General features: G+C 62.3%; 20 protein-coding genes and 3 riboswitches. Of the genes, 9 read left to right on the forward strand and 11 right to left on the reverse strand.

From position 1 onward, the window contains the following. Positions 1 to 197: 197 nt before the first annotated feature. The 8 genes from C816_RS04510 to C816_RS04545 form a co-directional block, all read right to left on the reverse strand. Complete coding sequence (locus C816_RS04510) at positions 198 to 986, reverse strand: lysine 5,6-aminomutase subunit beta (protein WP_016321236.1); 789 nt, start codon at positions 984 to 986, stop codon at positions 198 to 200. Continuing rightward, positions 983 to 2,581: a lysine 5,6-aminomutase subunit alpha gene (locus tag C816_RS04515; RefSeq protein ID WP_016321237.1), complete on the reverse strand. Its 1,599-nt coding sequence runs from the start codon at positions 2,579 to 2,581 to the stop codon at positions 983 to 985. Before C816_RS04515 ends, C816_RS04510 begins: the two co-directional genes overlap by 4 nt. A gap of 98 nt (positions 2,582 to 2,679) precedes the next feature. Beyond that, a complete protein-coding gene (gene ablA / locus C816_RS04520; protein ID WP_016321238.1) occupies positions 2,680 to 3,945 on the reverse strand; it encodes a lysine 2,3-aminomutase in 1,266 nt (421 codons plus the stop codon). A gap of 56 nt (positions 3,946 to 4,001) precedes the next feature. Then, positions 4,002 to 5,045 carry an L-erythro-3,5-diaminohexanoate dehydrogenase gene (locus C816_RS04525; protein ID WP_016321239.1) on the reverse strand — a complete coding sequence of 348 codons (1,044 nt, stop codon included), beginning with the start codon at positions 5,043 to 5,045 and terminating at the stop codon, positions 4,002 to 4,004. A gap of 97 nt (positions 5,046 to 5,142) precedes the next feature. Further along, the gene (locus C816_RS04530) at positions 5,143 to 5,964 is read right to left on the reverse strand and encodes a 3-keto-5-aminohexanoate cleavage enzyme (protein WP_016321240.1); all 822 of its coding nucleotides are present in this window, start codon (positions 5,962 to 5,964) and stop codon (positions 5,143 to 5,145) included. Between the two features lie 137 nt (positions 5,965 to 6,101). Next, positions 6,102 to 6,279, reverse strand: a riboswitch (Lysine riboswitch). Between the two features lie 121 nt (positions 6,280 to 6,400). After that, positions 6,401 to 7,900 (reverse strand): lysine 5,6-aminomutase reactivase ATPase KamC, encoded by a 1,500-nt coding sequence (locus C816_RS04535; RefSeq protein WP_016321241.1) that lies wholly within the window; start codon positions 7,898 to 7,900, stop codon positions 6,401 to 6,403. A 2-nt stretch (positions 7,901 to 7,902) separates the two neighbouring features. Beyond that, positions 7,903 to 8,907 carry a lysine 5,6-aminomutase reactivase subunit KamB gene (locus C816_RS04540; protein ID WP_016321242.1) on the reverse strand — a complete coding sequence of 335 codons (1,005 nt, stop codon included), beginning with the start codon at positions 8,905 to 8,907 and terminating at the stop codon, positions 7,903 to 7,905. After that, positions 8,904 to 9,293, reverse strand: coding sequence for a winged helix-turn-helix transcriptional regulator (locus C816_RS04545; RefSeq protein ID WP_016321243.1), 390 nt, complete (start codon positions 9,291 to 9,293; stop codon positions 8,904 to 8,906). Before C816_RS04545 ends, C816_RS04540 begins: the two co-directional genes overlap by 4 nt. A 98-nt stretch (positions 9,294 to 9,391) precedes the next feature. Between C816_RS04545 and C816_RS04550 the strand changes: the two genes are divergently transcribed. From C816_RS04550 to C816_RS04560, 3 genes are all read left to right on the forward strand, one after another. Then, a complete protein-coding gene (locus C816_RS04550) occupies positions 9,392 to 10,000 on the forward strand; it encodes a LysE/ArgO family amino acid transporter (RefSeq protein WP_016321244.1) in 609 nt (202 codons plus the stop codon). Between the two features lie 126 nt (positions 10,001 to 10,126). Next, on the forward strand, positions 10,127 to 10,528 hold the full coding sequence (locus C816_RS04555; protein WP_016321245.1) for a 3-aminobutyryl-CoA ammonia lyase: 402 nt from the start codon (positions 10,127 to 10,129) through the stop codon (positions 10,526 to 10,528). 152 nt (positions 10,529 to 10,680) lie between these two features. Next, a complete protein-coding gene (locus C816_RS04560) occupies positions 10,681 to 11,547 on the forward strand; it encodes a PhzF family phenazine biosynthesis protein (RefSeq protein WP_016321246.1) in 867 nt (288 codons plus the stop codon). A gap of 72 nt (positions 11,548 to 11,619) precedes the next feature. On the opposite strand, the gene C816_RS04565 is transcribed toward C816_RS04560, so the two are convergent. Both C816_RS04565 and C816_RS04570 read right to left on the reverse strand, forming a co-directional pair. Further along, positions 11,620 to 12,276, reverse strand: a complete 657-nt coding sequence (locus tag C816_RS04565) for a 3-oxoacid CoA-transferase subunit B (protein ID WP_016321247.1) — start codon at positions 12,274 to 12,276, stop codon at positions 11,620 to 11,622. After that, on the reverse strand, positions 12,264 to 12,953 hold the full coding sequence (locus tag C816_RS04570; RefSeq protein ID WP_016321248.1) for a CoA transferase subunit A: 690 nt from the start codon (positions 12,951 to 12,953) through the stop codon (positions 12,264 to 12,266). Before C816_RS04570 ends, C816_RS04565 begins: the two co-directional genes overlap by 13 nt. A gap of 787 nt (positions 12,954 to 13,740) precedes the next feature. Then, positions 13,741 to 13,870, forward strand: a riboswitch (cyclic di-GMP riboswitch). Position 13,871: 1 nt separating this feature from the next. After that, positions 13,872 to 13,973, forward strand: a riboswitch (cyclic di-GMP riboswitch). Positions 13,974 to 14,014: 41 nt separating this feature from the next. On the opposite strand from C816_RS04570, the gene C816_RS04575 reads away from it, so the two are divergent. The 5 genes from C816_RS04575 (at position 14,015) to C816_RS25555 (ending at position 21,466) form a co-directional block, all read left to right on the forward strand. Further along, entirely contained in the window at positions 14,015 to 16,183 is a 2,169-nt protein-coding gene (locus tag C816_RS04575) for an S-layer homology domain-containing protein (protein WP_016321249.1), read from the forward strand. 654 nt (positions 16,184 to 16,837) lie between these two features. Continuing rightward, complete coding sequence (locus C816_RS04580; protein ID WP_016321250.1) at positions 16,838 to 17,260, forward strand: YrvL family regulatory protein; 423 nt, start codon at positions 16,838 to 16,840, stop codon at positions 17,258 to 17,260. 483 nt (positions 17,261 to 17,743) lie between these two features. Then, on the forward strand, positions 17,744 to 18,376 hold the full coding sequence (locus C816_RS04585) for a thiamine diphosphokinase (protein ID WP_016321251.1): 633 nt from the start codon (positions 17,744 to 17,746) through the stop codon (positions 18,374 to 18,376). A 142-nt stretch (positions 18,377 to 18,518) separates the two neighbouring features. After that, entirely contained in the window at positions 18,519 to 21,068 is a 2,550-nt protein-coding gene (gene xdh / locus C816_RS04590) for a selenium-dependent xanthine dehydrogenase (RefSeq protein WP_016321252.1), read from the forward strand. After that, positions 21,065 to 21,466 (forward strand): DUF3788 family protein, encoded by a 402-nt coding sequence (locus C816_RS25555; protein ID WP_016321253.1) that lies wholly within the window; start codon positions 21,065 to 21,067, stop codon positions 21,464 to 21,466. Before xdh ends, C816_RS25555 begins: the two co-directional genes overlap by 4 nt. Positions 21,467 to 21,486: 20 nt before the next feature. Here the strand turns inward: C816_RS25555 and C816_RS04600 are convergent, their stop codons facing one another. After that, the gene (locus C816_RS04600; RefSeq protein ID WP_016321254.1) at positions 21,487 to 22,077 is read right to left on the reverse strand and encodes a nucleotidyltransferase family protein; all 591 of its coding nucleotides are present in this window, start codon (positions 22,075 to 22,077) and stop codon (positions 21,487 to 21,489) included. 129 nt (positions 22,078 to 22,206) lie between these two features. Between C816_RS04600 and xdhA the strand changes: the two genes are divergently transcribed. After that, positions 22,207 to 24,501, forward strand: a complete 2,295-nt coding sequence (gene xdhA / locus C816_RS04605; protein ID WP_016321255.1) for a xanthine dehydrogenase subunit XdhA — start codon at positions 22,207 to 22,209, stop codon at positions 24,499 to 24,501. Positions 24,502 to 24,510 lie beyond the last annotated feature (9 nt).

The following is a 24,510-nucleotide window of genomic DNA, read 5'->3' on the forward strand; positions in this document are numbered from 1 at the left end:
CGCGGATGAATGCGCCGGGGGGATGGGGGTGCCTCAGAGCAGATCCCAAAATCAATTGTGAGTGGAAAATTTTGGGATATACTCCCAATCAGCCGTCCTGTCTCAGTTACCTCCCTTCTTTTACAAATGGATACCGCCGGGGCCGGGAGCGGTTGAACTCCCGGCCTTTCGCGTTTGCCTCAGACAGGACGGACGGATCACTTGTTCAGGCGGCGGACCAGCTCCTTCGAGGTGAAGGTGGCCACGTCGTCGGCGTAAGTGCCGGCGCCAAAACCGGCGTCATAGCCCAGCTCCTTGGCCAGGGCGTGGGTGACGCGGGCGCCGCCGCAGCAGAAGATGTACTTCTCACGAACGCCCTCGGCCTCCGCCAGCTCGATGAGCTCGGTGAGGTTCTGAATGTGGACGTCCTTCTGGGTGACGGTCTGGGAGACCAGCAACACGTCGGCGTTGACCTCGGCGGCCTTGCGCAGGAACTCCTCGTTGGGGACCTGGCTGCCCAGGTTGTAGGCCTCTACCATCTCATAGCGCTCCAGGCCGTAGTGTCCGGCGAAGCCCTTGCGGTTCATGATGGCGTCGATGCCCACGGTGTGGGCGTCCGTGCCGGTGGACGCGCCGATGACCACCATCTTGCGGCCCAGGCGCTCTTTCAGGAACTCGTCGGTCTCGTGCATATCCATCACCTCGTCGGTGACGGTCTGGACCACGATCTCGTTGTAGTTGACGGTGTGGGTCAGGGAGCCGTAGACCACGTAGAAGGTGAAGTTCTCGTCCAGCTTCTGCCGCAGGGCCACGTTGGGCTCCGACAGGCCCATCTTCTGGGCCACCAGCACGGCGGCTGCCGCGCCCCGGTCGTCGTCCTTCACCGGGAGTGTGAAGGAGGTCTGCACCTTGCCGTCGTTCATGGTGTCGCCGTAGGGCTTCAAACGGGTCAGGTCCAGGGTGGTGTCCAGGTTTTTATCGCGAATCTGATACAGTCCGGAGCTCATTTAGCGGCACCCCCTTTCATCATGGGTTCCAGGAACGGGTTGAAATAGCCCGGCGTCTTGCTGACGACGCCGTCCAGGCCCTTGCCGCCGTCGCGGGGGCGCTTGATGTCGGCGAAGATGCCCCGCTCCAGCGTCTCGAAGATGCCCAGCTGCTCGATCTGGCCCAGCAGGTCGGTGGCCTTTTTCAGCACCTCGTTGGCACGGGTCTGCATAATGCCGCCGTCCTTGAACACAATCTCGCCGCCCAGGTCCTGCATGGTGCGGAAGATATACTGGGCGTTCTGAATGGCCAGGAAGCGGTCGGACAGGAAGGGCGTGTGGATGGCCTCGGTCATCATGCCCAGCAGGTGGATCTTCTGGCCCGTCAGGATGGTCACCATGTTGAAAAGGGCGTCCTGCACGTGGCCGCGGAACACGTTGCCGGTCATGAACTTGGTGGGAGGCATGTATTTCAGCGGCGCGTTGGGGAAGATCTCCCGGGCCATCTCGGCCTGCGCCAGCTCATAGAGGAAGCCGTTTTCCACGTCGGGGTCGATCTCGAAGGCGTGGCCCAGGCCCATCTGCTCCTCGGGCAGGCCCGCCTTGAGGGCGAAGGCCTCGTTGAGGAACTGGGAGGCCAGCACGGTGTGGGCCTCCTCCACCGCGTCGGCGGTGGTGAGGTAGTTGTCCTCGCCGGTGTTGATGACGACGCCTGCGTAGGCGTTGATCGCCCGGGAGAAGGACTGGTCCACCAGGGTGCGCTGCATGTTGATGTCGCGGAACAAGATGCCGTAGAGGGCGTCGTTGAGCATCACATCCAGGCCCTCGAAGGCGCCCATGGCGGCGATCTCGGGCATGCACAGACCGGAGCAGTAGTTGCACACCCGGATGTAGCGGCCCAGCTCCTCGCCCACCTTGTCCATGGCCTCCCGCATGAGGCGGAAGTTCTCCTGGGTGGCGTAGGTGCCGCCGAAGCCCTCGGTGGTGGCGCCGTAGGGCACGTAGTCCAGCAGGGACTGGCCGGTGGTGCGGATGACGGCGATGACGTCGGCGCCCTGGCGGGCGGCGGCGGTGGCCTGGACAATGTCCTCAAAGATATTGCCGGTGGCCACGATCAGGTAGATCCACGGGCCGTCCTTCTCGCCGCCGTGGGAGGCGATGAAGTCCTCCCGGCGCTTGCGGCGGGTGCGGATTTTTTTCAGGCTCTCCTCCACAATGGGAGCCAGGGCGGCGTGGATGTCCGCCTCGGCGTGGGCGGGCAGGGCCGTCAGGTCCAGCGTGCCGGCGGCGACCTCCTCAGCCAGGGCCTGGGGGTTTTTGCCGGTCTCCACCATGGCGTTGCCCAGCCAGAAAGCGGCGCCCTGGGACAGCGCGCCCTTTTCCATCAGGTGGTCTACCACCACGCTGGGCAGGGGCACGCCCAGACTGTTCTCGCCGGTGATGTCCAGGGCCTCTCCACCGCTGACGCCGTCGATGCCAAGCAGCCGGCAGATGGTGCGTTCCACGGCCACGGTGGTGTAGCCGTCAATAAACCGCTGGGTCTCGTCGGCTACCTGGGCGGCGTGGGCGCGGGCCTGCTCTACCAGCTTAAAATCAAGGTTCAGTTTGGATTCCAAATACGCTCACATCCAATCATCTGTTTATTGGGATACGCATACCGGACTGCGCCCGGGGACCCGCCAAGGCGGGGCCCCGGGTAGACCGGTGAAGGTGATTACTCGTGGTGAGAACGCTTGTGGCGCTCCAGGTTGGCGGGCTCCATGGAGAGGGCCTGGCCCCGCTCCAGTCCGGCGACGCCCATGAGCTCCGTCTTGCGCTTGCCCTCACGCTCGGCCCGGCAGTATTCGCACTGGCAGGTCTCCTCATAGTGCTCGGGCTCGGTGTAGGTGGTGATGACGCCCTCGTAGTTGCGCAGGATGACTTTATGAGGCGTCTGGGAGATGATGTACTGGGGCATAACGGGGGTCTTGCCGCCTCCGCCGGGGGCGTCCACCACGAAGGTGGGCACGCAGAAGCCGGAGGTGTGGCCCCGCAGAGCCTCGATGATCTCGATGCCCTTGCTGACGGGGGTGCGGAAGTGCTCCAGACCCATGGACAGGTCGCACTGGTAGATGTAGTAGGGGCGGACCCGGATCTTCACCAGCTCGTTGACCAGCTTCTTCATGGTGTGGACACAGTCGTTCACGCCGGCCAGCAGCACGCTCTGGTTGCCCAGGGGGACGCCGGCGTCAGCCAGCATCTGGCAGGCCTTGGCGGACTCGGGGGTGATCTCGTTGGGGTGGTTGAAGTGGGTGTTCAGCCAGATGGGGTGATACTTTTTCAGCATATTGCACAGCTCGGGGGTGACACGCTGGGGGCAGACCACCGGGGTGCGGGAGCCGATACGGACGATCTCCACGTGGGGGATCTCCCGGAGCTTGGCGATGATGTACTCCAGCCGCTCGTCGGAGCAGAGCAGCGCGTCGCCGCCGGAGAGCAGCACGTCGCGGATGACGGGCGTCTTGCGGATGTACTCAATGGCCTGATCCACCTGGTCCACGGGGAGACCCGCGTCCTTCTGGCCGGCGAAGCGCCGGCGGGTGCAGTGGCGGCAGTACATGGAGCACTGGTCGGTAATCAGCAGCAGGCAGCGGTCCGGATAGCGGTGGGTCAGACCGGGGGCCGGGGAGTCCTCGTCCTCATGCAGGGGGTCCAGCAGGTCGGAAGCGGCCTGGTGCAGCTCGGACCCGGTGGGGACGGCCTGCTTGCGGACGGGGTCGTGGGGGTCGTTGGGATCGATCAGGGAGAGGTAGTAGGGGGTGATGGCCATGCGCAGCGTGCCAAGGCACGCCTTGACGCCCTCCTCCTCCTCGGGAGTCAGGGAGACGTATTTTTTCAGGTCTTCCAGGGTCTCAACGCGGTTTTTGATCTGCCATCTCCAGTCGTTCCACTCGGCGTCGGTGACGTGGGGGAACAGCTCTGCGCGGCGGGAAACTTTCATTATGGATTACCTCCACTTTTAATTTCGCGGGACAGGCCCGATTCCATGGAACAGGATCAGACGTACTTCTCCTCAAACAGCTTGCGGAGCTTGGCGTTCTCGCGGATGACGCCCAGGGTGATCTCGGCGTGGTCCTTGGTGTAGCCGTTGCCCACAATCATGGTGACGTCCTTGCCGATGCCCTCGGCGCCCAGGGCCGCCTTGGTGAAGGAGGTGGCCATGGAGAAGAAGTACACCAGGCCGTCGTCGCGGACGGGCAGGATGGCGGACATCTCGCAGCTTTCGATGTTGACGCAGCAGATGGAGATGTCGTACTCCTTGCCGCCGTTGGCGGCCAGGGCGGCCTCCATCACGTCCACGGGACGGGTGCAGTCGGCCACGACGATGTCGGTGTAGACGCCCAGCTCCTTCAGGTCGGCCACCTGCTTGGGGTTGCGGACGACGCCGATGACCTTGCCGTTGGGGCCGACCTTCTTCATGGCCTCGTAGCCGCACAGAACGCCGGACTTGCCGTTGGCGCCCAGAATCAGGACGCTGTCGCCCTCCTTGGGGAGCTTGCGGGCCTGGGCGGGAGCGCCGGCCACGTCCAGAGCGGCCAGGGCCAGGGGCTCGGGCATATCGTCGGGCATCTTGGCGTAGATGCCGCTCTCAAACAGGATGGCCTGGGCGTCCACGTCCACGCGGTCGATCTCCTTGTGGATGGCCTTGATCTTGTTGATTTTCAGGGGGGTCAGGGACAGGGAGACCAGGGAGACGATCTTGTCGCCCTCCTTGAGGTCGATCTTGCCCTTGAGGTCGTCGCCGATCTTGGCCACGTTGCCCATGAACATGCCGCCGGAGCCGGTGACGGGATTCTGCTGCTTGCCGCGCTCGGCCACGATGCCCATAATCATCTCGCCAATCTTGGTCTCGTCGCCGCCGCAGGCGTCGGCGATCTGGGTGAAGGAGGCGGAGTCAATATTCAGAGCAGTGACGTTGCACAGGATTTCGTTGGAGTAGATCTCGTCCATATTGTTGTCGATCTTCTGGGCGGCCTGGGTCAAAACGCCCTTGGGCTCGATAACGCGGTGGGTTCCGTACTTGTTGCCTTTCTTCTGCATGGTGGTGTTCCTCCTCAAAAAAATTTGTATGGTAAGATTTGTGGTATGAACAAAATGATGAAATGGAATACTTGAACCGTCAAGAAGCGGCCGCCTCTTACTTGGTCAGGGAGAGGATTTTGCGGGCCTCGTCGGGAGTGGCGATCTCACGGCCCAGGAGCTTTGCCAGAGCCACGACCTTGGCGACCAGCTCGCCGTTGGAGGCGGCCTTATGGCCCCGCTCTAAGTAAATGTTGTCCTCAAAGCCCACACGGACGTTGCCGCCCATGACGATGCCGGCGGCGGCCATGGGCCACGCGCCGCGGCCCACGCCGGTGACGGTCCAGGTGGACCCGGCGGGGATCTTGTTGACGAGGTAGTCCAGGTTGCCCAGAGTGGCGGGGGTGCAGCCGTTGACGCCCAGCACAAAGTTGAACTGCATGGGGGCGGCGGGGACCAGACCCTTGGCGGCCATGTTCAGCACGGTGTCCAGGTGGCCGATCTCAAAGCACTCGTACTCGGGCTTGATGTTGTTCTCCAGCATCCGCTTGCCGAAGGCCCGCATGGTGGGCATGTCGTTGACGAAGATGTCGTCGCCGAAGTTGCAGGTGCCGCAGTCCAGGGTGGCCATCTCGGGGAAGAGCTCGGTGGGCTGCAGGCGCTCCTCCGGGGTCATGCCGGTGGCGCCGCCGGTGGAGGGAATCAGGATCACGCCGGGGCAGGCCTCCTTGATGGCGTCCAGAACCACGCGGAAGCGCTCCTTGTCCTGAGTGGGGGTCCCGTCGTCCCAGCGGACGTGGACGTGGATGACGGCGGCGCCGGCCTCAAAAGCGCTTTTGGCCTCCCGCACCATCTCCTCCACCGTGTAGGGAACGGCGGGGTTGTGCTCCTTGGTGACCTCGGCTCCGCAGATCGCTGCTGTGATGATGAGTTTCTCCATTTCGTACCTCCTGCTAAAAAAACTTGGAACGCTATCCTACTCCGCATACCTGTGTACGCGGAGTAGGATAGCGCTCCATCAACATAAGGGGGCTATTTACACCCGACAGGAACACCACATACCGGCCGCTCTGCGCAGGCGTAAATAGCACTCCATGCTTTCCATGACAAACCGTACGCGCTGGGCGTACAGGTCCAAGAGGGGTGACGGCATTGCACACTCTCTTTCGGCGGTACGGACATTCACAAACCTCCTCGGACTTGCCTGTCCTTTACATCGGTCTGCTACCTTGCGTTCCGCGCCTCTATCCACACTTTATTCAGTTTGCCTAAAAACAATATACTCTAAACGGCGGCTTTTGTCAAGTTTTTTGATATAGCGGTTTTGCATAATTTTTCCATGCAATTTTTTACAGCCATTTTTCCACTTTAAGGCGTCAAAGATCCGCCTGAAACAGTGCCATCAGAGCCGGTTCCAGGTCCAGAAGGCGGCAGACCCGCAGGGCGTCCCTGGGGCAGGGTGCGCCGGGGGGAGCGCTCTGGAGCCGGTAGTCCATCCGCCGGGCGATGCGGCTGCGGGGGTCGTCGTTCTCGTCGCCCTGGATCTCCCGGACCAGCCCCGCCACCTGATAGTGGGCTCCCGCTACGTCGGAGACGCCGTCGTAGTGGGTGGTCATCAGGGCCACGCAGTCCAGGGTGCCCAGATACTGCACCAAAGCCCGGGCCAGGGCGGCACCCTCCTGGGGATTGGTGCCCCGGGCGAACTCGTCCAGGGCCAGAAAGAACCGCCGGCCCCGGGTGCGCTGGAGCAGACGGTCCAGCAGGTGAACCTCCCGTCCGAAGGAGGAGAGGCCCCCGGAGCCGGGACCGGTGTCCGCCAGAATCAAAGACACCTCGTGGAACAGGGGCAGCGCGGCGGAATCGGCAAAGACGAAGAAGCCGCACTGGCACAGCAGCAGGCTCAGCACCGCGGAGCGCAGAGAGACGGTCTTGCCGCCCATGTTGGCTCCGGTGATGACGGTACAGCCGGCGGAGAGGTCCAGGTCCAGCCGGGTGAAGTCCTCTCCCCGCTGGGCCAGCTCCTCGGCCACCTGGGGGTGGCGCAGGCCTTGGAGGGTGATTTGGGCGCCGCCGGACAGCGCGGGCCTGACGCAGTTGTACCGCTTGGCCAGCTTTGCCTTGGCCAGAAACAGGTCCATCCGGCCCAGAGCCTCCATGTTGGCGAGGAAGTCCGCCCTGCGGACCATGAGGCGGCGGGTGAGGTCCCGCCGGACCTCCAGCTCCAGCAGGTCCTCCTGCACGGTGAGGCGGTGGCGCCGGTCCAGAAGCGCGGCCTTCTCCTCCTCGCCGGCGGCACGGATGGACCGCTCCAGGGCGGCCTTTTCCGACCGCAGAGGACCCAGGTCCGGATGATAGGTCTCCGACACGGAGAAGGCGGGCAGGCGGCGTCCGTCCGGGTCCAGCAGATTCAGGGCTTCCTCCATGGGCACAAAGGCCAGATCCCGAAAGGGAGGCAGCTTGGCGTAAGCCTCGGTCAGCTGCTCCAGCGTCACCAGAAAGTGCTTGATCTCAAAGAGCTCCACCAGGTCGAAGGGGTTTTCCGGGTCCCGGTCCAGGGAGCCCCGGATGTCGTGAAACAGGGGAAGGCACCGGGTCACACCCCGGAGAATGGCGGCCATATCCTTCAAAGAGGCCGGGTCCAGCCGGGGCGCGCCGCAGCAGCAGGGCTCCGGCTCCGCAGGAGCGGGCCCCGCGGCGTTCCAAAACTCCAGCGCCAGGGCCACATTGTCCAGCTCGGCCGTAAGCGCCGCCTCCTCTCCGGGGGCGTACCACCGCAGAGTCCGGGCGGCGGCGCGGCCAAAGGGCGACATGGGGGTCAGCCGCTCCAGCACCCACTGGAGACCGGATTCCTCCCGCAGTTCAAGGGTCAGTTCCATGGTCAGTCCTCCTTTTCGTTTACGTTCACCACCGGTACCGTCAGCGTCTGCCGGAGGGCCTCTTCAAATTCCCGGGGCTGGAAGTGCCAGCCGTAGGCCGACCAGGGGTTGGCTCCCACGGCGGCGATGGACAGCTCCCGCCGGACGACCAGCTCTCCGCCGGCCCGGGTAAAGAGCTCCAGCACGTTTCGTCCCGCCAGGACGTGGGTGGCGTCCGCCGCCGCCAGGGTGATGGGCGCGCCCCGGCGGGCCAGGGTCTTGAGCAGCGGGTCGGTGACGCCGCCGGCTACCCAGAGAGCGCATTTCTCCCGGGGGAGCTTGTTCCAGCGGGGCAGGCCGTTTTCGTCCAGAGGAAGCTCCCAGAGCTCCCCGCCGGGGCCGAAGAGGGCGAAGCGCTCCTCACAGCCGTCCAGTGCGGCGGCCAGACCCGGGGATGCGGGCCGCCTGCTGGCAAAGAGGCGGCAGATATGGGCGGTCTCCGCCACTACCAGGTCCATGTTCCGGTCCAGAGAGGCCCCGGTGCACAGGAGGGCGGTGCCCTCCACCCCGGCCCCCGCCAGGGACTTCCGCCCGGCGGCGCCGTCAATGAGCACCCGGTCCGCGCCCAGGGCGTTGAAGCTGGCGCACAGGGGTTTCAGCTGCCCAGCGGCGGAGGGGCCCGCCAGCTGGATATAGCCGTCGGACAGGGCGCGGAACACCGCCACCTCCCCCAGAGGGGTCATGACGCCGGTGAGGGCCGCCGCCTCCAGGGTGACGTCGCACAGGCTCATCATGCCCCGGGCGGTGGCGAACAGGTCCCCTCGCTTGATGTAGAGATCCGGCTTCTCCGTGCCGGTCACCAGGTCCGTGGCCTCGCCGTCCCGGCCCACGGAGGTGAGGCCCAGGCACTCGTCCTCCAGTTCGGCCATCAGGCGGCGCAGGGCCGTGGTCTTGCCTGCGTTTTTGCACAGGCCGATGGCCGTCACCATCGGCGCATTCCCCACCAGGGGGGCCAGAATCTTTTTCAAAGAGCCGCACCTCCGTTGTCCGCGGGATCGTCCCCGCTGTTTGCAGTATTGCCGCCTTCGGCGGAGAGGGAATCGCACCACCGGCCCAGCTGGTCCAGAATGGGAATCAGGGACCGGCTCTGCTCCGCAATGTCGTACTCCACCCGCACAGGGACCTCCAGGAACTCCCGCCGCACCACCAGCCCGTCGACCTCCAGCTCCCGCAGGGCCCCGGCCAGCACGGTGTTGGACACGCCGTCCAGGGTCCTTTTCAGCTGGTTGTACCGGGTGGGGCCGTTGTTGTGGAGGGAGCAGAGGATCTGCATCTTCCACTTGCCGCCGATCAGCTTCAACGCCCGATTCAGCGGGCACTGGGCCATGCAGGGGCAGTTTTCATGGCTGGACATGGTCAGCGCCTCCTTACCAGGTAGCAAATTTCTGCGCTCTTGCGCGGCGGCGGGATGTGTGATATGGTCAGGTCAAGACATACGGGAGGGATGTTTCTATGGGTCTTTATTTGCAGGGCCTGGCCATCGGGCTGGCCTATGTGGCCCCCATCGGGATGCAGAATCTGTTCGTCATCAACGCCGCCCTGACCCAGCCCCGGCGGCGGCTGGTCCCCATCGCGCTGATCGTCATCTTCTTTGACATCAGCCTTCTGCTGGCCTGCTTCTTCGGCATCGGCGCACTGGTGGAGCGGTTCGCCTGGCTCCAGATGATCGTGCTGGCGGCGGGCGGGCTGGTGGTGTGCTGGATCGGCGCGGGGCTGATCCGGGAGAAGCCGTCCATGGATCACGGCGTAGACATGGACATCCCCCTGGCCAAAATCGCAGGTAAGGCCTTTGTGGTCACATGGCTCAATCCCCAGGCTCTGATCGACGGGACGCTGCTCTACGGCAGCTTTCGCGCCGGCCACCCCGGGGCGGACGGCACGCTGCTGGCGCTGGGCTCCGCCACCGCCTCCTGCCTGTGGTTTTCCGGCGTCACGCTGGTGATCTCCCTTTTCTCCGCCCGGTTCAACGACCGCATTCTGCGGCTCATCAACATCGTGTGCGGCAGCGTGATTCTGGTCTACGGTTTGCGGCTGATTCTGCAGTTTATCCGCTCCATATAGGGCAAAAGATGTTATTTTTGTGACAGGATTGACAAATACCGGAAAAAAGCTTACAATGAAATTCGTCAACCCGAACAAGGGAGGATGCGGAGCGATCCGCAAATAAAAAACAGGAGTGATTTTGACATGGAAGAGAAGAAGTACACATCGCTGATCCGCCTGCGCATGTCCGCCAAGGATGCCCACTACGGCGGGAACCTGGTGGACGGCGCCCATATGGTCCATCTCTTCGGCGATGTGGCCACCGAGCTGCTGATTAAGACCGACGGCGACGAGGGCCTGTTCTGCGCCTACAACAACGTGGAGTTCAAGGCGCCCGTCTATGCCGGCGACTACATCGAGGCCTACGGCGAGGTCACCCATATCGGCAACACCTCCCGCAAGATGCGCTTTGAGGCCCGCAAGGTCATCGCCACCCGCCCCGACATCAACGCCTCCGCCGCGGACGTTCTGGAGGAGCCCGTGATCGTGGCCATCGCCGAGGGCACCTGCGTGGTCCCCAAGGAGTTCAGCCGCAAGAAGCCCTGAGTTTTGTGAAATTCAGTAAACTGCCGGCCCGGCGCCCAAGCGCCGGGCCGTTTTCCATAAACGGCCGCAGGCGCCATCGCTTGACAAGAGGCAGCGGACAGCCGCCCCGGATGCTGTCTCTTGTCAAACCATGGAACAAAAGGAGGAACAATATGCACTTTTACATTGCGGACGCCTTTACAGTTCAACGCTTTTCCGGCAACCAGGCGGGCGTGGTCCCACTGGGGGAGGACCCCTTTCCGGAGGAGGCGCTGATGCGCGCCCTGGCTGGGGAATTGAAGCACTCGGAGACCGCCTTCGTCCGGCGGACCGGGGAGGAGAGCTTCCACATCCGCTACTTTACCCCGGCGGAGGAGGTGGACCTGTGCGGCCACGCCACCATTGCCGCATTCACCGTCCTGCGCCAGACCGGAGAGATCCCGGCGGGGCAGTACGCTCTCCACACCCGCTCCGGGGATCTGGAGGTCTCTGTGGAGCCGGACGCCGTGTGGATGGACATGGCCCCTCCGGCGGAGGGCCGGACCTTTTCCCCGGAGGAACAGGCGGAGCTGTATGCCGCCTATGGCCTGACCCCGGCGGACCGGCCAAAGGGGCTGGAGCCCCAGGCGGTCAGCACCGGCCTTCTGGACATTCTGCTGCCGGTGCGGGACATTACCGTTTTGAACCGGGCCCGGCAGGACGAGGCGGAGGTTTGCCGCCTGTCGGAGCGGTACGGCGTTGTCGGCGTCCATATGTTCTGCTCGAAAACGGAGGGGCTCTGCCAGGGGGCTTACTGCCGCAATTTTGCGCCGCTGTACGCCATCCCGGAGGAGGCCGCCACCGGCACCTCCAACGGGGCGCTGACCTTCTACCTGTACCGCCGGGGATTTATTTCCCCCGGAAGGGAGAATAGCTTTATACAGGGAATGGCGATGGGCAAGCCCTCGGAGATTCTCAGCCGCCTCTCGGAGGAGGGCGGCGCTGTCCGGGTCCGGATCGGGGGACGGGCGGTGCTCACGCTTCGGGGGGAAGTGCTGTAACGGCTTTTCCAGGTTGAAAGATGGGAGCCCCGGCATTTGGCCGGGACTCCCATTTTTGCAAAATGGGTGAGATTACTCTTCCTCCATGGGCTTGAGGTCGGGGCTGACGATGAGCTCGCAGCCGGTGGCGGCCTTGATGTCGTCCAGGGAGTAGTCGGGGTGCAGCTCCTTGAGGACGATGCCCTCGGGAGTAACCTCCATCACGCCCATCTCGGTGATAATCATGTCCACCACGCCCACGGCGGTCAGGGGCAGGGTGCATTCCTTGAGGATCTTGTGCGCGCCCTTCTGGGTGTGCAGCATGGCCACGATCACCTTCCGCGCGCCCACCACCAGGTCCATGGCGCCGCCCATGCCGGCCACCATCTTGCCGGGGATGATCCAGTTGGCGATGTTGCCCTTCTCGTCCACCTCCATGGCGCCCAGCACCGTGGCGTCCACGTGGCCGCCGCGGATGATGGAGAAGCTCTCCTCGGAGCCGAAGAAGTTGCCGTAGGGGGCGTAGGTGACGTAGGCGCCGCCGGAGTTGATGACGTCCACGTCCTCCTGGCCCTTCTCGGGGGCGCCCAGCAGGCCGGTAAAGCCGTTCTCGGAGTGCAGCACGATGGTCACGCCCTCGGGCAGGCAGTTGGCCACCATGGTGGGCAGGCCAATGCCCAGATTGGCGATGTCGCCGTCCTTAAATTCTTTCGCCGCACGCTTGGCGATTCTCATCTTCAGATCTGCCAAGGCTGCTCACCTCCTACGATATAGTTCACATACACGCCGGCGGTGGTGAAGGTGTCCACATCCACCTCGCCGATCTCCACAACCTTCTCCGCGCCGAGGATGACGGTGTCCGCCGCCATGGCCATGACGTGGTTGAAGTTCTTGGTGGCCTTGGCGCAGCTGAAGTTGCCGAACTTGTCGCAGATGCTGGCCCGGCACAGGGCGAAGTCCGCGCGGAGGGGCAGCTCCAGCAGATACTCCCGGCCCTCGATGGTCAATGTCTCCTTGCCGTCGGCGATGATGGTGCCAACGCCCGTGGGGGTCAGCACGCCGCCCAGGCCCGCGCCGGCGGCGCGGATCTTCTCCGCCAGGGAGCCCTGGGGCACCAGAGTGCATTTCAGGGTGCCGTCGTTCATGCCCTTGCCGATGATGGGGTTCATGCCCACGTGGGAGGCGATGATGTGGTCGATCATACCCGCGCTGAGGAGCTTGGCCACGCCCCGGTCCGTGGTGCCGGTGACGGAGGCGGGCAGCCCGCCGTCGTTGGCGATGACGGTCAGGTGTTTTACGCCCTTTTCCACCAATGCGTCGATCAGGATCTCCGGCGTCCCGGTCCCCAGGAAGCCGCCCACCATGACGGTCATCCCGTCCTGGATTCCTGCAACAGCTTCCTGGGCTGTTCTCATTTTGTTAATCATAGTTGTTTTTCTTACTCCCTTCGCCGTGCCAATGCCGTCCGGTACGCCGGACCGCCGTCTGCCGCGGTGGCGGCGGCGCTTCCGGCGCCGGAATTGGTCACGACCGTAATTTTAGGAAGGACCGGCGGAATCTGCGTGCGCGGACCGGCCCGGCGCTTCCCATACCCTGCAGCAGACTGCGCTTTGCTTCAAACCTCCTCATGCTGAAATGCACCGTTGAGCATAGGACCTGCTATCCGTCTGTTCGGCATGTGCTTGAAGCTATCATAGCCCAAATTTTAGGGATTGTCAAGTTTACTAAACAGGGGAATCAAAATGCTCTGAAACCCGTCAGGATACCCAATGCGGAAGGAGCTCCGCGCGGTTGAAAAGTGGATGCGGTGCATAAGAGCGGGGAAGGCCTGCGTTGGGCGGCGGGAGAAATTTTCGCGGATTGTGTCATGAAATCAGAGCAGGTAATCGTATACCTGTCCGGCAGATGAAAGGCGCAGTTTCTGCGGCCTTTTTTCGGGGCCCGGCGCGGGGATGGGTCACATATTATATATATACGGCAGGGTGTGGATAGAGAGGGAGCGGGGCCGCCTGCCGGGTTCGGTCTGGAGCTGGCTTCGCTGGGAAAAATTGAAAAAATTTGCCGCTTGGCCTTGCAATTGCGGATGAATAAGCGTAGAATGAAAACGGAAGTGTATAAGGCGCTTTCAAAAGTCTGTCAGGGGGAATGTGAATGGGGAGCGATCCGCCGGAGAGAGCGCCCGCCGCCGATGCGCCGTTGGCGGCGGGGAAGACCGTAAGGCGAGGGCAAACCATGGGAAACTGCGGGGCGCAAAGCTATGGGGACTACGACGGTAAAACAGGTACCTGTTTTAAGTTTGCGGCATGCCGCAAACTTAATCCGTTATGTCAGCCCGGCTGCTGGAAAGCTGGATCTAGTAAACCGTCTGAAAGGGCGGGACACAAAGCCACGGGGCCTAACGCGCCGTCCCCTGCGGGGGAGGGGGCCATGGCAGCCCAGCCGCCGGACCCTTTGCGTCCGAAATAGCAAAGAAAGGAAAGAATTGCTTATGAGAATTATGAGAAAACTCCTATCCGTCGCAGTAGCGCTGTCCCTGTGCGCCAGCCTGGCGGCTCCGGCGTTGGCGGCCTCCTTCGATGATCTCCAGGATGCCATTGACGGTAATACTGAAACTGGTGAGCGCATCGAATCAGACCGTGAGGATCACTATGGCTACGACAAGGATGAAGACGGCAAGTATGGCGTCGAGTCCTGGAAGAACGATGGTGGCGGACGGGATGTCCAGATCAATGAGAAGGTCGAGTACGACAGCGAGAAGGACGAAAACACCACCATTACTGTTAAGGACGATGTCACCATCGATCTGAATGGCAACGACATCGACGGCGGCTACAAGGCTGGCGAAAGTGACGGCAGCAAGGACAGTGTCATCACCGTCACAGATGGCGCCGATCTGACCATTAAGGACTCCTCTGAGGACCAGAGTGGAACGATCACCGGCGGCAACGCGGTTGGTACTATACATGAGAACAAGGCCGGCGGCGGTGTCTATGTGGCTGACGGCAGCCTGACTTTGGACGGCGGCACGATTTCCGGGAATTACGCTGAGGACAACGGCGGCGGCGTATATGTCGGAAAAGGCAGCTTTACCATGGAGGACGGCAAGATCAGTGATAATGCCACCGGCAATGCCGGCGGCGGCATCTATCTGAACACGGAGCTGAGCGCGCGGGACGATCAAGAGGCCAAATTCGTCATGAATGGCGGCGAGATCTCCAACAACACAGCGGGTTCAACTACGGCTGGCACCGGTTCCGGCGGCGGCATTGGCGCGGTAACATACGAGGAGAATAAGGATCAGACCCAGGCGTATGATACCATTATCATCAATGGCGGAGCCATTACGGGCAATGTTGTCGGCGGAGAAGGCGGCGGCATTGCCAGCACCAACGGAACCGTTGTAATCAATGGTAAAGACGACGCTAAGGTTGAAATTTCCGGCAATACGGCCGGCAATAATGGCGGCGGTATTTACAGTCATGACTCGAAAGTGACGATCAACAACGCGAACATTTCCGGGAATCGTGCAGAAAGTTTCGAGGATGAGGATCGTAATACCAAGGGCGGTGGCATCTATTCCCAGGGTGGGAGTACTGTAGAGGTGCGCAATAGTACCATCTCCGGTAATGAAGCCAAGTATGGCGGCGGTATTTTCAACTACCAGAGCAACCTCACGATTCGCCAAACCAACAAGATGTTCAGTAATACTGCTACCGGTCACAGCGATGATCTGTATAACAATAATTCAGGGACAGATTTTAAGTTGACACTATATGTCGTTACTGGCATGGATGCCACACTTGAAAAGGATGGAAAGCCTGTTACTGGTTGGTATACAGATGGCAGTACCCGCTGGGGTGATGGATATACGGAATTTGTTCTCGCATATCAGCCGGGTACAGTCTATAAGGGCGGTATTCTGTGTCTCAAGGCGGCCCACGATGAGTATTTCGATGTGGAGTACATTGATGGTTTGGGCGGAGCCCTGTTTGAAAACCAGACGTACGAGGTGGAGAACAAAAACCCCATTCCTGTGTTTGGCGGCGAGATTCCCGTCCGTCCCGGCTACACCTTTGCAGGTTGGCTCGTTGATGACGAGAATTTCGATCCCGAGAGCGGAATTGTTACCGGGACTTTGACCCTGGTGGCTGCTTGGATTCCCGTTCCCGAGGAGCCCGAAGTTCCCGTGATTCCCGAGGAGCCTGTGGTTCCTGAGGAGCCCGTGGTCCCCGAAGTCCCCGTGATCCCCGGCGACACCGATGACACGGATGCCGCGGACGACGGCACCACCATCGATGAGACTGCTGTGCCTCTGGCCAGCGGTCCCGTCACCCGCGCGGAGTTCGTGGACTATCTGTGGCGTCATGAGGGCCAGCCGGCCCCCGTGGCTGACAGCGGCCTGTTCGAGGACGTGACTGAGGAGCACACGTACTCCCCGGCTATGGCCTGGGCCAAGTCCATCGGGATCATCAAGAGCTACGAGGACGGCACATTCGAGCCTGACGAGCTGGTGACGGTGTCCGCCGCGCGCGGAATCCTCACCCGCTACGCCGCCTATCTGGGCATCAAGATGCCCGAGCTCACCGCTCTGGTGGGCGAGGACGACGAGCTTGTGCTCAACTGCGACGAGGTAATCAGCGAGTTTTTCGGCGAATAAGAACCATTCTTTCAACCTGACAGACAACCCCCAGGCCGGACGCGAGAGCGTCCGGCCTTCTTTGTGCGGCTCCGCAGGCGCCGGGCTCTGTTCCGGCCTGTCCGCCGGAAAGCTGGTGTTTTCGGAAAAACGGACGGGGACAGCGCCCCGCCCCTACAGAGCCGCAACCCCCAAATTCTAGGCCCTGTTTGAAAAAATTCAAAACGCCCAAACGGTGGATCATTATCCGCCGCTCTGCGTTAAATTTTCTTGCCGGGCGTCAGCCCGCCTGCAAAGATTTGCCTTGATTGGCGAAAAAACTCTCGCCGTTGGGCATTCCGTCATTTTTCAAACAAGGCCTAGATGGTATAGTCGAAGCACTTGAACATCCGCAAATTGCGGATGTTCAACCAGCGGGTCATCGACCCGCTGGACGGGCTTTGCCCGTGTGCTTTACCTATGAAGTCAAACACACGGCCGTTTACACGGTCCCTGGCGGCAGCAGAACTGCCGCCAGGGTGAAAAGAATCGTTCTGATTCTTTTCAAGTGTGTTGACTATAAAATGCCCGGTTGGCCGCCGCCTCCTCCGGAGCGGAGGTTGACAGAAAATTCCTGTCATGATATACTTTTTCAAAAATGATACAGAGTTTCAAGCGGCGAGAGGAGGCGGGCCCATGGGCGGAAAGGTGAAAAAGCGCATTGCGATCCTGGTTGTCTGCGCGGTGCTGGCGGCGGGAATGATGGCGGTGGCCGCGTCGCTGGATATGCCCAGTGAGATGATTATGCGGTGGTTCGGAGCTTCCTATGACTCCCTCTCCACCATGATCCTCTTCGTCCTCTTCTGCGGCGCTCTGGGATTCCCGGTGCAGATTCTGGTCAAAGCGTTTCCCCGGGCGCTTTTAATGCTCCAACGGATTTCCATGAGGCGGGCAAAGATACTGCTGGCGGTGCTGGATACAGCGGCCCTCTTCCTCATCATGGCGCTGGTGGACCGGCTGATGAGCACGGTGCTGGTGGGCTATGTGATTTTGTTTCTTATTGCGCTGGTGATGGCGGTGCTCTCCATGGATGATCTGGAGGGCTGGGAAAACCGATAAACGACAGGCGGGAGGCGTGTTTCGGCGCTTCCCGCCTTTATAACGCCCTGAGACGGGGCGAACGGAGGAGACGGGTTTGTCAGACGGCGGAAGATGTGGTATAGTTGAAGCACTTGAGCATCCGCAATTTCCGGATGTTCAACCAGCGGGTCGGTGACCCGCTGGACGGGCTTTGCCCGCGTGATTCACCTATGAAGTCAAACACACGACCGTTTACACGGTCCCTGGCGGCAGTAGAACTGCCGCCAGGGTGAAAAGAATCGTTTTGATTCTTTTTAAGCGTATTGACTAGGCCCTGTTTGAAAAAAGTCAAAACGCCCAAACGGTGGATCTTGATCCGCCGCTCTGCGTTAAATGTTCTTGCCGGGCGTCAGCCCGCCTGCAAAAATCTGCCTTGATTGGCGAAAACATCTCTCGCCGTTGGGCATTCCGCCATTTTTCAAACAAGGCCTAATACCAAAAACACGAGGGAGGAACGGCCCTATGAAACGCTGCTTTGTCTTTGCCGCCGGCGCCTTTTACGGCCTGCGGGAGCGTCCGGGCGAGCCCGGAGATCTCATCATCGCCGCCGACGCGGGTTATCAGATCTGCCTGCGGGAAAACATCATTCCCGATCTCCTGTTGGGGGACTTCGACTCTATGGAGCCGCCGGCGGACTTTCGCCATATCTGCCGCCTGCCGGTGGAAAAGGACGACACCGATACCCTGGCCGCCCTCCGGACAGGGCTGGAGGCGGGCTGTACGGATTTTTGGATCTACGGCGGCACCGGCGGCAAGCGGCTGGACCACACTCTGGCCAACCTCCAGTCCCTGCTGTTCCTCCGCAGGAGAGGGGCCCGGGGCTGGCTGTACGGCGACGACTTTCTCTGGACCGTGATCGAAAACGAGGCCCTGGACATTCCCAAGACGGTGGAGTGGGGCCTGTTCTCCGCCTTCTGCCTGGGGGACCGGGCGGAGGGGGTGGACGAGACCGGCTTTCAGTATCCCCTGAAGAGCGCCGTGCTGACGCCGGATTTTCCCGTGGGAGTCAGCAACCACATTCTCGAGCCCATGGCCCGGGTTTCCGTCCGGAGGGGCGTCCTGGCGGTGGGCTGGGAGCTGCCGCCGTTGGACTAAAAGTAGAATAACGAATTGACAAAAGTGTGGTTGCGTATTGTTCTCATTTCAGGTATAATGTACAAGAAAAGAAAGGTCGACCTTTTCGGAAATTACACATGACCGTGGGACCGAGGGCGGGCACGGGAACAAGGAGTCTTTTATGGCAACGTTTCGCGTAAATGGCAAGACTGTGACTGTGGGAAAAAACCAGAAGCTGCTGCGGTACCTGCGGGATACCTTGAGGCTGACCTCCGTGAAGGATGGGTGCAGCGAGGGCGCCTGCGGCACCTGCACCGTCCTCGTTGACGGCAAGCCCACCAAGGCCTGCGTCCCCCAGACCGACAAGCTGGAGGGCAAGGAGGTCCTCACCGTGGAGGGTCTCAGCGAGTTTGAACGGCAGGTGTATACATACGCCTTCGGCCACGCCGGGGCGGTTCAGTGCGGCTTCTGCATCCCGGGGATGGTGATCTCCGCCAAGGCCCTGCTGGATAAGAACCGGAACCCCACCCGGGAGGAGGCGGCCTTCGCCATCCGCAACAACATCTGCCGCTGCACCGGGTATGTGAAGATCATTGACGCCATTTTGCTGGCGGCGGAGCTGTTCCGGGCCGGGGAGGTCCCCCAGGCGGCGGAGAACTGGTCCCTGGGGGCCCGGGTCCCCAGGATCGACGTGGAGGAGAAGGTCACCGGCACGGGCGTTTACCCCGACGACATCTATATGGACGGCATGATCTACGGCAGCGCCGTCCGCAGCGAATATCCCCGGGCGCGGGTGCTGGCCATTCACACCGAGGAGGCCAGGCGGCTTCCCGGCGTGGTGGGGGTGTTCACCGCCGCAGACGTGCCGGGCAGCAACAAGGTGGGCCATTTGAAGCGGGACTGGGATACTATGATCGCCGTGGGGGACATCACCCACTACCTGGGGGACGCCATCTGCCTGGTGGCGGCGGAGACGCCGGAGATCCTGGCCCAGGCCAAGGCCCTGGTAAAGGTGGACTACGAGGAGCTGCCCTGTGTCCGCAGTCCCCGGGAGGCCATGCTGCCGGACGCCCCCCTGGTCCACCGGGAGGGGAACCTGCTGAGCCACAAGCACATCCAGCGGGGCAACCCGGCGGAGGCCATCGCCAAGAGTAAGTACATGCTGACCCAGCGGTTCTATACGCCGTGGACGGAACACGCCTTCCTGGAGCTGGAGTGCGCCGTGGCCTATCCCGACGGGGACGGAGTTATGGTCCTCTCCACCGACCAGGGCGCCTACGACACCCAGCACGAGATCATGACCATGCTGGGATGGCCGGCGGAGCGGGTGAAGGTGCGCAACTGTCTGGTGGGCGGCGGCTTTGGAGGCAAGGAGGACGTGACCGTCCAGCACCACGCCGCCCTGATCGCCTGTCTGACGAAGCGGCCGGTGAAGGTGAAGCTCACCCGGGCGGAGAGTCTTTTGATCCACCCAAAGCGACACCCCATGGAGATGGAGTTTTCCCTGGGCTGCGACGAGAACGGCATCATCCAGGGCGTGGCCGCCGAGGTCATCGCCGACACCGGGGCCTACGCCTCTCTGGGCGGACCGGTGCTGGAGCGGGCCTGCACCCACGCCGCCGGACCCTATAACTATCAGAACTTTGAGATTGACGGCTGGGCCTACTACACCAACAATCCCCCCGCCGGGGCCTTCCGGGGCTTTGGCGTGACCCAGACGTGCTTTTGCATCGAGAGCCTCCTGAACCGCATGGCGGATCTGGTGGGCATCACCCCGTGGGAGATCCGCTACCGCAACGCCATCCGCCCGGGGCAGGAGCTGCCCAACGGCCAGATCGTGGATGAGTCCACCGGTCTGGTGGAGACGCTGGAGGCGGTGAAGCCGTACTACGACAAGGCCAAATACGCGGGTCTTGCCTGCGCCATGAAGAACGCCGGCGTGGGCGTGGGCATCCCGGACACGGGCCGGGTGCGGCTGACAGTGGAGGGCGGCAAGGTCCATATCTTCGCCGGGGCCTCCTGCATCGGCCAGGGCCTGGGCACGGTGCTGACGCAGATGGTCTGTGACCAGACGGGAATTTCACCGCAGAACGTGGTATACGAGCGGTCCAACACCTACTTTGCGCCGGACTCCGGCACCACCTCCGGCTCCCGGCAGACGCTGTTCACTGGCGAGGCCTGCCGGCGGGCCTGCCAGGACCTGAAAGCGGCGCTGGCGGGCGGCGGCCTGGAGACCCTGAACGGCCGGGAGTTTCGGGGAGAGTATTTGGGGAAGACGGACCCCCTGGGGGCCAATGTGCCCAACCCCGTCAGCCACATCGCCTACGGCTACGCCACCCAGCTCTGCATCCTGGACGAGGACGGCAGAATCCAGCAGATGGTGGCGGCCCACGACGTGGGCAGGGCGGTGAATCCCCTCTCTGTGGAGGGACAGATCGAGGGCGGCGTGGTGATGTCCATGGGCTTCGCCCTGACGGAGCGGTACCCCCTGGTGGACTGCAGACCCACCGCCAAGTACGGCACCCTGGGCCTCTTCCGGGCCAACCAGATTCCGGAGATCACCGCCATTGTGGTGGAGAAGGAGGGGCTGGACGTGGCCTGCGGCGCCATCGGCGTGGGGGAGATCACCTCCATTCCCACGGCCCCGGCCATTGCCGACGCCTATTACCGCTATGACGGCAAGTTCCGCACGGCGCTGCCCCTGGAGGACACGCCCTATACCCGGAAATGACGCCTTCGGGAAGGGCGCCGGAGGACATCTCCGCACTTCTGGGGGCGGGATGCTGTGCAGTGTGCGCGGGGTTTTGCGGCGCGGTGGAAAGACAATTTGGAGCGGAGGCCCTGTGGAGCAGCGGCGGAATACGTTGGAAGTACGAATGCCAATACCGCTGGAGGGGAAGGCGTCTTTGCACGCTGTATGTACGGAGAAGCTGTGCCGCCTTGCAGATTGTATTCAACAGGGCGGAGCAGGCGAGGTTTCAATCGGAGAGGGAGACATATCATCCGCGGATACGGCGGGCCTTCGATATTGCGGAGACTTACCCGGATGGAAAGCGCTTTTTGTTTGGCCTGGCAGATGAGCTGTTATTTCCGGAGTTTCTCCGTCTGTTGGAATACAAACGAAAATAGAGGAGACGGCTGGCCGTCCCCTAACGTATTTTCTGGCTTCGATTTTGCATTTTTTCCAGCGCCTCCGCGGTATCCACGTCCGCCAGCTCCTCCTCCGGCACCTCCAGGAGCCGCAGGTCCTCCTCATGCCTCCGGATGACGGTGTTGCCGCCGTGGTCCTCCGTCAGCTCCAGCAGCTCCGGGAAAAACCGGGCGGGGAAGACGCAGGGATTGCCCCGGACGCCGCCGTGGGCCAGGGCTGCCAGCTTGTCCGGCTGCTCCTGCCAGAAGCGGGCCAGGGCCGCCACGCTCTCCCGTCTCAAAAGGGGCTGGTCGCTGACCAGGAACATCACGCCGCAGCAGTCCCGCAGGGCGGTCAGCCCTAATGCAATGGTGCGGCTGATGCCGTGGTCCGGGTGGGCGTTGTGGACGGCGGAGAAGTGAAACTCCCTGGCCAGGCGCATGATCTCCGGATACTGGGTCACCACCACCACATTCTCAAAGGCCTCCGCCGGCACGGCCTCCAGGGCCCGAAGGATCAGACTCCGCCCCCGCAGCTGGGCCGCCAGCTTATTCTGGCCGTACCGCCGGGCATTGCCCGCCGCCATGACCACACAGCCTAATTTCAACACAGCAGATACCCCCGTTTTTATCATTATTATCAGGATTTGGAATTGGAAAGAGGCCAAATTCTGAATTCTTGATTGAGGATAGTATATCCGATTTTTCCAATTCATGCAAACGAAAAGGAGGGATTCTCTATGAGCAAGAGCGTCGGCAGAAGCGTCACACGGGTGGACGCCTATGACAAGGCCACAGGCCGGGCCAGATACATGGACGACCTCTGCGGCCGGGAGGCGCTGGTGGTGAAGATCTGCCACTCCACCATTGCCCACGGCTTTGTGAAGTCCATCGACACTGCGGCGGCGGAGGCGGTTCCCGGCGTGGTGAAGGTTCTGACCTGCTTTGAAGTGCCGGACATCCCCTTTCCCACGGCGGGCCATCCCTGGTCCACGGACCCCGGCCATCAGGATGTGGCTGACAGGCTGCTTTTGAACCGCCACGTCCGCTACTACGGCGACGAGGTGGCGGCGGTCATCGCCGAGAACGAGGTGGCGGCGGCACAGGCCGTCCGGGCATTGAAGGTGGAGTACGAGGAGCTGCCCTTTGTGCTGGATGTGCAGGAGGCCATGAAGGACGGCGCCCCTCAGCTCCATGAGAAGTACAAAAACAACATCTTGGGCCACTCCGACGTCCGCAGGGGCGACTACGAGACCGCCCGGCGGGAGCCCGGCCTCATCAAGGTGGAGGGCTGGTACGACACCCCCACGGTCCAGCACTGCCACATTGAAAACCACGGGTGCTTCGCCTATGAGGAGGCGGGGCGGATCGTGGTGGTCAGCTCCACCCAGATCCCCCACATCGTCCGGAGAGTGGTGGGGCAGGCCCTGGGGATTCCCTGGGGCAAGGTGCGGATCATCAAGCCCTACATCGGCGGGGGCTTCGGCAACAAGCAGGACGCGCTGTACGAGCCCTTGTGCGCCTGGTGTTCCACCCAGGTGGGGGGGAGGCTGGTGAAGCTGGAGTGCAGCCGGGAGGAGACCTTCGTCTCCAACCGGGTCCGCCACGCCATCCGCACCCATATCATCTCCTACGTCCGGCCCGACGGGACGCTGGCGGCCCGGAAATTCCAGTCCTTCTCCAACCAGGGGGCCTACGCCTCCCACGGCCACGGCGTCAACGCCAAGGGCATGAACGCCTTCCCCCAGCTCTATCCCTGCCCGAATGTGGAGTGCGACGCCTGGACGGTGTTCACCAACAAGCCCGCCGCAGGCGCCATGCGGGGCTACGGTATTCCCCAGGCCATGTTCGCCGGAGAGAGCCACATCGACGACATCTGCAGGGCCATTGGTATGACGCCCCTGGAGTTCCGGCGGAAAAATCTGATGCCCGTGGGCTATGTGGACGGCTTTTCCAAAAACGAGCTGTACCACGACACCTTCAACCAGTGCATGGACAAGGGAATGGAGGCCATTGATTACCTGCGGAAGTTCACGGAATACCAGAATCAGACCGGCCCCGTCCGCCGGGGCGTGGGTCTGGCGGTGTTCTGGTACAACACCGCCGTGTGGCCCATCTCCCTGGAGAGCTCCTCCTGCCGCATGGTGCTGAACCAGGACGGCTCCCTCCAGTTCCAGACCGGCGAGACGGAGATCGGCCAGGGCTGCGACACCGCCTACTCCCAGATGGTGGCGGACGCTGTGGGGATTCCCTTTGAGGATGTTCACGTGGTCTCCGCCCAGGACACCGACGTCACCCCCTTCGGCACCGGGGCCTATGCCTCCCGGCAGACCTACATCGGCGGCTTTTCCATTATGCAGACGGCCCTAGCCCTGCGGGAGCGCATTTTGAACGCCGCCCATGAGCAGACCCGGATGCCGGTGTCCAACCTGGACCTGGCGGACGGGCAGATTATCCGCAAGTCCGACGGGCGGATTTTGAAGTCCCTGGGAGATCTGGCCACGGAGAGCCTCTACTCCCTGGAGCACAGCCAGCACATCACCGCCGAGACCACGGCACAGATCAAGTCCAACGCCTACTCCTTCGGCTGTTCCTTCGCCGAGGTGGAGGTGGACATTCCCATGTGCAGGGTGAAGCTGCTGCGGCTGGTGAATGTCCACGACTGCGGTACGCTGATTAACCCCGCTCTGGCGGAGGCCCAGGTCCACGGCGGCATGTCCATGGCCATCGGCTACGGTCTTTCCGAAGAGCTGAAATTTGACGAGAAGACCGGCAGGCCCCTGAACAACAACCTGCTGGACTACAAGCTGTCCACGTTCATGGACCACCCGGAGCTGGAGGCGTTCTTTGTGGAAAACCCGGAGCCCACGTCCCCCTACGGCACCAAGGCCCTGGGCGAGCCCCCGGCCTGCTCCGGCGCTCCCGCCATCCGCAACGCCATTTTGAACGCCACCGGCGTGGCTATCGACTGCTGTCCCATCACGCCCCACGTCCTCTACCGCGAATTTAAGGCGGCTGGACTGATTCAGGATTAAAGGAGGGAA

Origin of the sequence: Oscillibacter sp. 1-3 (assembly GCF_000403435.2) — a bacterium.
GTDB lineage: Bacteria > Bacillota > Clostridia > Oscillospirales > Oscillospiraceae > Oscillibacter.